Source organism: Mycobacterium sp. UM_CSW (assembly GCF_000455205.1).
Classification (GTDB): domain Bacteria; phylum Actinomycetota; class Actinomycetes; order Mycobacteriales; family Mycobacteriaceae; genus Mycobacterium.
In genome coordinates, this window is record NZ_AUWQ01000041.1 from 123,634 (window position 1) to 134,265 (window position 10,632).

Here is a 10,632-nt window from a genome sequence, read left to right on the forward strand (position 1 = left end):
TTTCACTGGTCACAAATCAGGGTTTCTTGTCGGTGGCTGTTCCTACGATTTGTGGCATGGGTTCGGGCAGTCGTGAGGAGATCGTCGAGGTTTTCGACGCGCTCGACGATGCCCTGAAACGCCTGTGTGACTTGTCCTTTGACGTGCTCACCACCCCGGAACGACTGCGGGCCCTGGAACGTCTGGAAGGCGCGGGGCGCCGGCTGCGCGCCCCGCAGCACGAGCTGATCAATCAGCTCGACGCGCAGGCCACTCCGGCAGAGCTGGGCGGCAACCTGTGTTGCGCGCTGGCGGATCGGCTGCGCATCACCAAAGCCGAGGCCGGGCGGCGCATCGCCGAGGCCGAGGATCTGGGTGAGCGGCGGGCGCTGACCGGTGAGCCGCTGGCCCCGCAGTTGGCCGCGACGGCCGCGGCTCAACGCGAAGGACTGATCGGTGATTCGCATGTGCGGGTGATCCGCAGCTTTGTCGCCCACCTGCCCGACGCGGTGGACGTCGCGACCCGGGAGGCGGCCGAGGCGGATCTGGCCGGCAAGGCCAGCCAGTATCGCCCCGATGAGTTGGCCCAATACGCCCGCCGGATCATGGAGTGGCTCAACCCGGACGGGGAGTTCAGCGACCAACAACGGGCCCGCCGGCGCGGCATCGTCCTGGGCAACCAGGACTTCGACGGCATGTCACGCATCACCGGCCTGATCACCCCGGAACTACGCGCGGCGATCGAGGCCCTGTTGGCCAAGCTGGCCGCCCCCGGCGCGGCCAACCCCGACGACGACACCCAGGTCATCGACGACACCCCGGATGAGGACGCGGTGCGCCGCGACACCCGCTCCCAGGCCCAGCGCAACCACGACGCCTTCCTCGCGGGGCTGCGGGCCCTGTTCTCCTCCGGGAACCTGGGCAGCCACAACGGCCTGCCGGTGTCGATCGTGGCAATGACGACGCTCAAGGAGCTCGAGGCCGCCACCGGCAAAGCCCTGACCGGCGGGGGCACCCTGGTGCCCATGTCCGACGTCATCCGCTGGGCCGGCCACGCGCATCACTACCTGGCGATCTTCGATGACGCCAAGCCGCTGGCGCTCTACCACACCAAGCGGCTGGCCTCACCGGCGCAGCGCATCATGCTCTTCGCCCAACACCGGGGCTGCACCAAACCGGGCTGTGATGCCCCGGCCTACCACAGCCAGGTCCACCACATCCAAGGTTGGACAACCACCCACCGCACCGACATCGACGACCTCACCCTGGCCTGCGGACCCGACAACCGCCTCGCCGAACAAGGCTGGACCACCCGCATCAACACCAAAGGCGAAACCGAATGGATCCCCCCACCCCACCTCGACCACGGCCAACCCCGCACCAACAACTTTCACCACCCCGAACGATTCCTCCGCGACACCGACGACGAGGAACCCGTTTGACGGCAGGCAGTTTTCGATCAGGCGTCGCCCGCCACGCAGATCAGGGTTTGGGTGCTGGGGCCGGGTTTCCGTACAGGCAATCATGGAGTTCCTGACTACCCGGGGCGAAGTCGAACCCGCAGTTGCACTCACGAGCGTCCCTGGGGGGAAGCGAGTTGCAATAGGGCGTATCAGCAGAGGCTGATGGTGCGGTCCACATGACACCGGCCGCCAAGGCCGCGGCAGCACCGAACGTGGCCATCAATACTCTCGTCTTCATGTTGGTAACCCTTGCACACACGGGCGAAATCCGCAGGTCGGCCGGCGGCCGTCATACACCCCACGACGGGCTGGCGGTCAGCACCTCTGCACCATCGTCGGTGACGTGGACGGTGTCGCGGCGCAGAACCGCGCCAACACCCTCCTGCCACACATAGCCGGTCACCGCCAGCACCATCCCGGCATCGAGGCGGTCGTCTTCGCCTGCCGCCGCGAGAGTTTCGGAGACGACGGGCGGATCGAAACCCAATCCCAAGCCGTGCGCGACGGGCATCGGCGGTATCGGCTCGCCGGCCGCCCGATAGGCGGCTAGCAGCCCGGTCGCGACTGCACCGGGGCGGCAGGCCGCGATCATCTTGTCGAACAACGCATCCGAGCGTCCGAACAGCTTCCTGGCCGAACCGTCGGCCGCGTCGCCCGCCGGCCAGGTCCGGCCCACCTCACCGACGTACCCGTCCGCCAGCGCGCCCGCGGCGAAGGCGACGAGGTCACCGGACCGCACCTCGCGATCACCGCGTCGCCAGGGGTGCTCGCGCGAGGTCACCCATGCGACGTCCTGGGTGGCCGGCGTGCTCACGCCGCCCGCAGCCATGGCCTCCAGCGCGGCCCCGGCGAGCGCCTGCTCGGACACCCCGGGCCGCAACTCCTTGACGGCGGCGGCGAGGCCATGTTCCGCCACCCGAAGCGCCGGGCCCATCGCCGCGATCTCGTCGGACGTCTTGACGCGGCGCGCCGACCGCATCGCCGGCTCGGCGTCGACCAGCTCGGCGTTCGGGAAGGCCTCCGGCAGCAAGGCCGCGAAAGTCGGTGTGATGGCGTCCGTTCCGACCCGGCGCGCCGCTTCGGCGCCGTCGATCTTCTTCAGGACGTCGATCAGGGTCATCGGGTTCCAGGCCAACCCGTAGAGGTGATCGTGACCGATCTCCTCGGGGACGCCCTCGTCATCGGTGCTGTTGAGGTAGATGTCGCCGGTGGCGCGCACCACGACGCACATCGGACCGAACGGTCGCGTCCCGGCAATCCACAGCTGGGGCGCGCCGGTCACGTAGCGAATGTTGGATTGCCGCCCCAACACCAGGATGTCGAGGTCGTGTGCGTCCATTTCGGCCAGCGCCCGTTCCCGACGGCCCGTCCGCAATCGCAGCGGGTCGGGCGAAATCTCAGTCGCCATAAGGGGAGTAGGGGTAGTCGGTGATCGGCGTGTAGCCGTCTTCGGTGATCACCACGATCTCCTCACTGCGGTAGCCGCCCGTGCCGTCCTCCCACACCACCGGCTCGAGGACCAGCGCCATGCCGGGCGGAAAGACGAAGTTGTCGTCGAACTCCTCGCCGAGGTCCGTTCCGATCATGGGCGCCTCCGCGGGGTAGGTGCCGATGCCGTGGCCCAGGTAGAAGTGCGGCAGCCAGGGCTTGCGACCGCCGTTGGCGGCGATCGCCGCACGCGCCAGATCGCCCGACGTCACACCGGCCCTGGTCACCTGCAGCACCGCGTCCAGGATCGCCCGCCATTGCCGAAATTGATCCTGCTGCCGCGGCGAGGGCTCTTGGCCGACCACCCAGGTGCGCCCGAAGTCCGAGCAGTATCCGGCGTAGCTGATGCTGATGTCGGTCCACAGCACGTCACCGGCGGCCAGCTCGCGAGCCGAGGGGAGCAGCGGCAACGCCAGGTCGCCGTGGGTCGTCCACACCCCGGCTTCCCGCGAGCTGGGCATCACCTGCCAGATGGCCTCGAGCATGTTCGTGGTGGCCCCCAGCTCGAACGCGCGCCGAACCAGCTTGGCCGAGAGATCGATCTGCCGTACGCCCGGCGCCAGCGCCGCTTGCACGTCGACCACCGCCTGTTCGGTGATGCGACAGGCCCGGCGAAGGCAGGACAGCTCGTCTCGTGTCTTGACCAATTGCGCGGCGCCGAGCACGATCGCCGCGTCCGACGGCGGGCCGCCGGGGAACAGAGTGGCCGCCGACCGTCGCATCGCGCCGGTGAGCTCGTCGACGGCCACTGTCGCGCCCCGCGGGATCAGCCCGGCCAGTGTCCGAGCGAAATCTTCTACGCCCCGGTCGAATTCGAGATAGACCGGACCGTGCAGATGGTCGTCGGGCACCGGCGGATCGCGAGGCTCCAGGGAAGACCCCGCGCGAAACGGCATGAACAGATGCGGGTACTCGTCATCGGCCAGCACGACGGCGACCGGCCGCTCCACGTGCGAGAGGCCCGCGTCGATCAACGCCCAGCTGGCGCCCGTCGCGTACCCGACATAGCCGTTCATCAGCAGGATGAGCGCGTCGACGCCGTGGTCGGCCATCGCGGCGCGCAGCCGCGCGCCGGTCTCGGCACGCATTCGGATGAAGTCCGGCTCGTCCGGAATGTCGATCGCCGAGCCGCGCGCGCTGAGTGCGTTGGTCATCTAGATGCCTAAGAAGTTCCGGATGTTGCCCCCGACCACCCTGACGGCGTCTTCGGGGCCGACCGCGTCGACAACCGCGGCCAGCGACCGCTCCGAGTAGCCGAAAGTGCTTTCGTTGTGCGGGTAGTCGGAAGACCACATCACCTTGTCGATGCCAATCTCCCCGATCTGGTCGAGCCCCAGGCCGTCGACCATGAACGAGGCGCACATGTGGTTGTCCCAGTAGTAGCGGATGTCGCGCCGCGGGTGGTCCTTGAGCATGTGCCGATACGAGGCCAGCACGTGCTCGGCGTCCTGCAGCGCCGGCGGCACCCAGGCGATGCCGCCCTCGAACCAGCCGACGCGCAACCGGGGGTGGCGGTCGAGGATGCCGCCGCAGATGTACTTGGAGAACATCTCCCGGAACGAGTCGATGTTGACCATCATCGCGACGGCGACGCTGTTGACCTCGCTGGGAACCTTGGGTTGGCTTTCGCCGATGTGGTGACTGACGGGCAGCCCGGCGTCCTCGATCTCGTCCCACACGGCATCCATCGCGGCGCAGGAGAAGTCGATGGCGCGACCATTGTCGTCGTTGCCGGGGCTGATCGGCATCAGAAATGTCTTGAGCCCGAGCGCTTTCAGCTCGGTCAGTGTGCGCCGGGTGCCGCGCGGATCCCACCAGTTGACGAGGCCGACGCCGTAGCAATGGCCGCCAGAGCGCTCCTGCACGGCGGCGATGTGTTCGTTGTAAATGCGAAAGATGCGCTCCCGCAGGTCTTTGTCGGGATAGTGGAACAACGCCAGCACCGCGTTGGGAAACACCAATTCCTTGTCCACCCCGTCTTCGGCGAGTTCGCGGACCCGGGCGTCGACGTTGCTGCTCACCGCGCCGGCCAGGTCGTCGTACTGCATGAGCACCGCGCTGAAATCGCCGACCACCATGGATTGGCCCTGGCGCCCGAGCAGGTAAGCGCCGTCCTCGTACCAGATCCGGGGGGCGTCATCCTTCAGGTCGTCCGGGAAGCGCTCGTAGAAGATGTCGTCGGCGACGGAGATGTGGTTGTCCGCCGAGAACACTTCCGTGCCGGCGGGCAGGCCGGTGGCACACCCGGCGGCGTGACCGCGGCGGTGTTTGGGTGCGCCGATCACGCCCTCGGGGTACACGGTTTGGCTCGACATCATCGTCCCTTCACTCCGCATGCGATCCCGCGTACGTGACACCGGTGAGTTGTTCGGACAGCTGCCACAGGCGTCCCATGTCGGCCTCGCTGCGCGCCAATCGGGGGACTCCGGCCAGGGTGACCCCGCCCCCGGCGGTTTCGTACAGGCCGCGTGGCCCGTAATAGGTGCCGCCGCGAGCGTCCGGTGACACTGCGGCGTACAGCGTCGGCTTGATGCCTTCGTCGACGTCGAGCCACATGAACGGCAGCAGCCGCCAGGTCAGCAGGGTGAGCCGGGCCTGCAGCGTCGGCCTGTCGCGCCCGTAGGACGCGCCGCTGAGCAGGTTGGTCTTGCTAAGCCCGGGATGCGCCGCGTTGGACATCAGGCGCCAACCGCCGAGGCGGCTGCGCCGATCCAGTTCCATCGCGAACATCAGTTGCGCCAGCTTGGCCATTCCGTAGGAGCGCATGGGTCGGTAACCATGTTGGGCGTTGGGATCGCTGAAGTCGAGGTTTCGCTGGGTTGCGGCGATGCTGCTGACCGTCACCACCCGCGCGGACTTCGCCGCGCGCAGCAACGGCAGCAGGTGTCCGGTCAGCGCGAAGTGACCCAGATGGTTTGTGCCGAACTGCAATTCGAAGCCATCGCGCGTCTCCTGGCGCCGCGGCGGCGTCATGACGCCGGCGTTGTTGATCAGTATGTCGATCGGCCGGCCCTCCGCGACCAGCTCCTCGCCCAGCGCCGCCACGCTCCGCAGCGACGACAGGTCCACATGCCTGATTGTCAACTTGGCCCGTGGCGCTTCCCGGCGGACATCGGCGATTGCGGCTTCTCCCTTGGTCCGGCAGCGGACCGCCATGACCACGTCGGCGCCCGCTGCCGCGAGCCTCTTCGACAGGCCAAGCCCGAGACCGCTATTGGCTCCGGTGACGAGCGCGCAGCGGCCGGACAGGTCGGGCACGTCAAGGGACAGGTCGCGTTTCACCATGTCACGGGGAGCTCGTACACGCCGTAGGCCAGCGTGTCGTGTTTGAAGGGAAGCTCCTCGAGGGGCACGGCCAACCGCAGCGTCGGCACCCGGCGCAGCAGGGTGGGCAAGACGATCTGCAGTTCCATCCGGGCCAGTTGCTGGCCGACACACTGGTGGCGGCCGTAGCCGAACCCGACGTGGGCGCCGTCCTCGCGCAGTAGGTCCAGCCGATCCGGGTTCGGGAATTGCCGGGGATCCCAGTTGGCCGGCGCGACATCGAGGATGATGCCCTCGCCGGCCCGGATGGTCTCGCCGCCGACCTCGATGTCCTCGACGGCGATTCGACGCTGACCCGTCTGGATGATGCTCAGGTACCGCATCAGTTCCTCGACCGCGTTGGCGATCACCTTCGGGTCGTCGGCGTCGCGCAGCAGCGCCCGCTGCTCGGGGTGCTCCAGCAACGCCGCGACGCTCAGGCTGATCATGTTCGCGGTGGTCTCGTGACCGGCGATCAGCACGCCGAGCGCCAGCTGCGTCGCCTCGCGCACGCTGAGCTCCTCGCCGTTGACCCGCTCGGCCAGGTCGGACACCAAATCCTCAGACGGGCTTTGCATTTTGGCGCGAATCAGGTTGGCGAGGTATTTCGCCAGCGAGGCGGCCCCTTTGGCCGTGTCCTCTTCGGTCGCGTATCGCCCCGTGCCCCGTTGGGCTTGTTCCTGGAAGAAGTCCGCGTCCTCGTAGGGGACGCCCAACAACTCGCTGATGACCAGCGACGGCACTGGCAGCGCCAGGGTGGAGACGATGTCACCGGGATTGGGACCGGCCAGCAGGGCGTCGATGCGCTCGTCGGCGATCTTCCGCACTGCTGGGCGCAGCGCTTCGACGCGCTTGAAGGTGAAGGGTTTCGACAGCATCCGGCGAAACCGGGTGTGTTCCTCGGCGTCGGAGGTGAAGACGGATCGGGGCCGGGTGTGGACCGTCGCCAACATGCCCTCGTTCCAGTGCGGGTAACCCGGCAGCCGGTCGTCGACGCTGGTGCGCGAGTCCGTGAACAACGCACGGATCGCGTCGTAGCCGTGGATCAACCAGGGGGTGCTGCCGTCCCAGATCCGGACCCTGCTCAACTGCTTGGTGTCGTTGAGCGCCAAGGCTTCCGGCGGCGGGGCGAAGGGACAACCGGGCGCCCGCGTCATCGGAAAGTCCGGGACGTCGGTTGCGGTCCTGCTATTGGTCCCGGTATCGGTCATCCTGCTCCTCGGTTGTCGTCCGCGGCGTTCACGTGCACCGGCGCGCGCCACAGGCCGACGATCGCGTCGATCAGCCCCTCGCCGGCGACCGGCCAGCTCGAACGCGACCGCGGCCCGTGCTCGGCCAGCGCGCCCTCGTGTTCCGCGCAGGTATGCATCAGCATGTTGCGGACCATCGAAATTCGCTCGAAGCGCACCCGCTTGGGCAGCTCGGGCAGGCAGCGGTTGATGCCGTCGATCGTTCGCACCAGCAACGGCGACGTCAGCGCATCCTTGGTGACAACGTGCCGATAGGTGGGGTCGGCCATCGCCTGGGCGGCGAACCGCGCATACCAGCTGGGGGTGCCCAGCGCGGCCAGGTGGTCGGTCAGCGGGCGCACCAGCGCGCCGACCCAGTCCCGAAGCTCCGTCGACTCGCCGATCTCCGCCAGCATCTGCGCGCGCAGCTGCTCGATCGGCTCGCGGTGCTTGCTTTCGATCGCCCGGAGCAGGTCGGTCCTGGTCCCGAAGTGGTAGCACGCGGCGGCGTTGTTGCCCTGCCCGGCCGCCTCGCTGATCTGGCGGTTGGACACGGCATACATGCCACGTTCGGCGAACAACACCTCGGCGGCCGACAAGATCGCCTCGCGAGTGCCCGTCGACCTCTCCGAGCGAGCCATTCGCTGGGCGGTCATCGCCCCAGTGAACACCGCGCGCTAAATTAAATCAAGCCATTTATTTAACGCCCGCCGCCTCGGGATCCGCTCAATTCGGCGAGCCTGTAATTTCGCAGGCCCTCACTCGTACTTCTGCTGCAGATTTACAGGCTCGGCGACTGTCGGTCGCGGCGGACGTGCCCCGTTACTCGAAATCGGGGGCGATCCCGACGATTTGGCCCGACCGGGTCGGACTACAGTACGCGTGTGAATCCGCTGCAGCGGGTGGCGCGAAACCCGACGGCATACAGGTGGCTGATCCTGCGGGGGCGACCCGTCGCCGAAGGGCTCGAAGCCTTCCTCCGGTTCGCGACCAACGGACGAGTCGGCGTCCTCGACCTCACCGGCGTGCCCAACGTCCAGGTGACCACCTCCGGACGCAAGACTGGCCTCGCCCGCACGGCCACCGTGCAGTGCGTTCCCGACGGGGATTCGCTGATAGTGGTCGGGTCCAATTGGGGCCTGGACCGGCACCCGTCGTGGTCGGCGAATCTCAAAGCGACGCAACGGGTTACCGTGCGCAGGCGGGGGCACCGTTTCGTCGCGAAGGTGCGGTTGCTCACCGGCGAGGAGCGCGACAAGGCGTGGGCCCGGGTGGTCGCGCACTGGCCGAATTATCAGATCGCGCAGGACCGCGCCGGTGGGCGCCAGTTCCGCCTGTTTCTTCTCACGCCGACCGGCTGATTGGCGCTCAGGCCGCCAGCCCGTTCTTGATCGCCGCGGCTTGCTTGAGACCCACGCCGGATACGAGGTCCGGGGGTACGAGTGCGAGCTCGGCGAACGCCTTGCCCGAGGTGAACATCAGCAACTTCCCCCCTGGAGCTGTCCGTCGTCGCCTTCGCCGAAGAATCGGAGACCACGCACCGAATGACTTCAGTTCGACCATGGGTAGGCAAACAAGGGCCCGGTGAGTGCGGACGCGAGGAGCGACGACACCGCGACGATGATCAGGAGCCAGATTGCGTGGGCGAGGAACCTAAACGCGGCCTTCAGATCGTCATTCCGGCCACCTACTTCGCACCGGATGACGGTGCTCAGCCGATCCAGATCGCCAGGAGTCAGGAACACCCTTTCCTGACCGATTGCCATCAAATACCTGCGAGAGCCATTGGCCCGATCGAGGCGAACGAGGTGTAGCTGATCGCCGTCACTGTCGCGCAGGCCGATGAGGCTGGTTAGTTCCGGTTGTCTCACGGTGCACCCCCTCATTGGAGTTCCGTGGTTGGGTTGGGACCTGTGGTTGGAACTTCTTGACCATATCCGCCGCGGCAACCGCGCACAATCCCCTGCGCTGCAAGGGATCTGCATCGCTCCGATACACTGATGTCATCGCCTACCAGTTCGCAGGCAGCCACCTGCCTCGGCGGCAGGATTATGTCACCGCTAAACCGGCCCTCGCCTGCTGTCGTAGCTGGGCCCGTTGATGTCGTCGGCCCGGATCAGCAATCCGGTGTCGTCGGGCGGCGCGGCGGACACCGCGCGCCCTCAGGCCGGCCCGAGCGCGTCGAAGATCAACTTCCCGTACATCGCCATGCGGTCCGAGCCGAGAACGCCCGGCCCCATCTTGTTCATGACGTAGGAGACGGTGGCCTTCCGGTCGGGCCACATGAGCACCATCGAGCCGCCCCACCCGCCCCAGAAGCAGATCTTCTCGTCGGGAACGTAGGGGAGCGCGTCCTTTTGGGGAAGCCCGTACCCGAGGCCCCACCGCAGCGGCGATGGCAGCACGAGATCGACACCGCTGGCCTGCTCTTCGAAGATCAGCTCGACGGTCTCGGGCTTGAGCAGCCGAACCCCACGAGCCTTGCCGCCCAACGAAATCACCGACAGGATCGCGGCCAGCGACCGCGCGTTCCCGTGGCCGTTGAGGGCGCCCATATCGGCGTCGCGCCAGGCCGGCGTGTTGGCGGCCTCGGCGTTGGGCGGTGGGCCGCTGAAGGTTTTGCGCATCGGGCTGTCCTCGGGGAGCGCCTCGAGCGGCAGCTCCAGGGGCGGCGGCGGGACGATCTCGGCGATCCGGTCGTAATCGGCACGCGCCGCACCGATTTGGAAGTCGGCGCCCAGCGGGCCGGCGATTTCGTCGCGGACGAACGCCTTGAGCGACTGCCCCGTCACCCGGCGGATCAGCTCACCGATGAGATGACCCTGATTGTGGGCGTGATAACCCGAGGCGGTTCCGGGCTCCCACCACGGCGCCTGTGCCGCCAGGGCCGAAGTGGCCTTGTCCCAGGCGTACATGTCCTCGGTGGTGAAGGGTAAGTCCCACCCCGACACGCCGGAGGTGTGCGACAGGATGTGGCGAATCTGGATGTCCCGCTTGCCGTTCGCCGCGAATTCCGGCCAGTACTCGGCCACCGGTGCGGTCGGTTCGATGAGGCCGCGGTCGATGAGCATCAGGGCGGCCAGGCTGGTGACCGTCTTCGTGGAGCTCCACACGTTCACGATGGTGTCCTCGGCCCAGGCGGTGGTGCGCGCCGCGTCGGTGAAGCCGCC

The 10,632-nt window shown here is 67.6% G+C and carries 10 protein-coding genes; 2 read left to right on the top strand and 8 right to left on the bottom strand.

What is annotated here, in order from left to right; genetic code table 11:
- Nucleotides 1–56 precede the first annotated feature (56 nt).
- On the top strand, nt 57–1,421 hold the full coding sequence (locus N415_RS16575; RefSeq protein WP_068183974.1) for an HNH endonuclease signature motif containing protein: 1,365 nt from the start codon (nt 57–59) through the stop codon (nt 1,419–1,421).
- A gap of 310 nt (nt 1,422–1,731) precedes the next feature.
- On the opposite strand, the gene N415_RS16580 is transcribed toward N415_RS16575, so the two are convergent.
- From N415_RS16580 to N415_RS16605, 6 genes are read right to left on the bottom strand one after another with little or no spacing between them, the layout of a single operon-like run.
- Nucleotides 1,732–2,850, bottom strand: coding sequence for a M24 family metallopeptidase (locus tag N415_RS16580; RefSeq protein WP_068183977.1), 1,119 nt, complete (start codon nt 2,848–2,850; stop codon nt 1,732–1,734).
- The gene (locus N415_RS16585) at nt 2,840–4,084 is read right to left on the bottom strand and encodes a Xaa-Pro peptidase family protein (RefSeq protein ID WP_068183981.1); all 1,245 of its coding nucleotides are present in this window, start codon (nt 4,082–4,084) and stop codon (nt 2,840–2,842) included. The genes N415_RS16580 and N415_RS16585 overlap by 11 nt, the downstream gene beginning before the upstream one ends.
- Nucleotides 4,085–5,245, bottom strand: a complete 1,161-nt coding sequence (locus tag N415_RS16590; RefSeq protein WP_068184045.1) for an amidohydrolase family protein — start codon at nt 5,243–5,245, stop codon at nt 4,085–4,087. It lies immediately after the preceding gene.
- Between the two features lie 10 nt (nt 5,246–5,255).
- Nucleotides 5,256–6,215, bottom strand: a complete 960-nt coding sequence (locus tag N415_RS16595; RefSeq protein WP_068183986.1) for an SDR family oxidoreductase — start codon at nt 6,213–6,215, stop codon at nt 5,256–5,258.
- Nucleotides 6,209–7,444, bottom strand: a complete 1,236-nt coding sequence (locus tag N415_RS16600; protein WP_068183991.1) for a cytochrome P450 — start codon at nt 7,442–7,444, stop codon at nt 6,209–6,211. The genes N415_RS16595 and N415_RS16600 overlap by 7 nt, the downstream gene beginning before the upstream one ends.
- Nucleotides 7,441–8,133, bottom strand: a complete 693-nt coding sequence (locus tag N415_RS16605; RefSeq protein ID WP_068183993.1) for a TetR family transcriptional regulator — start codon at nt 8,131–8,133, stop codon at nt 7,441–7,443. Before N415_RS16605 ends, N415_RS16600 begins: the two co-directional genes overlap by 4 nt.
- Before the next feature lie 213 nt (nt 8,134–8,346).
- Here N415_RS16605 and N415_RS16610 point away from each other — a divergent pair, with 213 nt between their 5' ends.
- Entirely contained in the window at nt 8,347–8,823 is a 477-nt protein-coding gene (locus N415_RS16610) for a nitroreductase family deazaflavin-dependent oxidoreductase (protein ID WP_068128276.1), read from the top strand.
- A gap of 189 nt (nt 8,824–9,012) precedes the next feature.
- Here N415_RS16610 and N415_RS16615 read toward each other — a convergent pair whose 3' ends face one another.
- The gene (locus N415_RS16615; protein ID WP_152531428.1) at nt 9,013–9,333 is read right to left on the bottom strand and encodes a hypothetical protein; all 321 of its coding nucleotides are present in this window, start codon (nt 9,331–9,333) and stop codon (nt 9,013–9,015) included.
- A gap of 291 nt (nt 9,334–9,624) precedes the next feature.
- The coding region (locus N415_RS16620) for a serine hydrolase domain-containing protein (RefSeq protein ID WP_068183998.1) at nt 9,625–10,632 on the bottom strand (1,008 nt) is incomplete at its 5' end.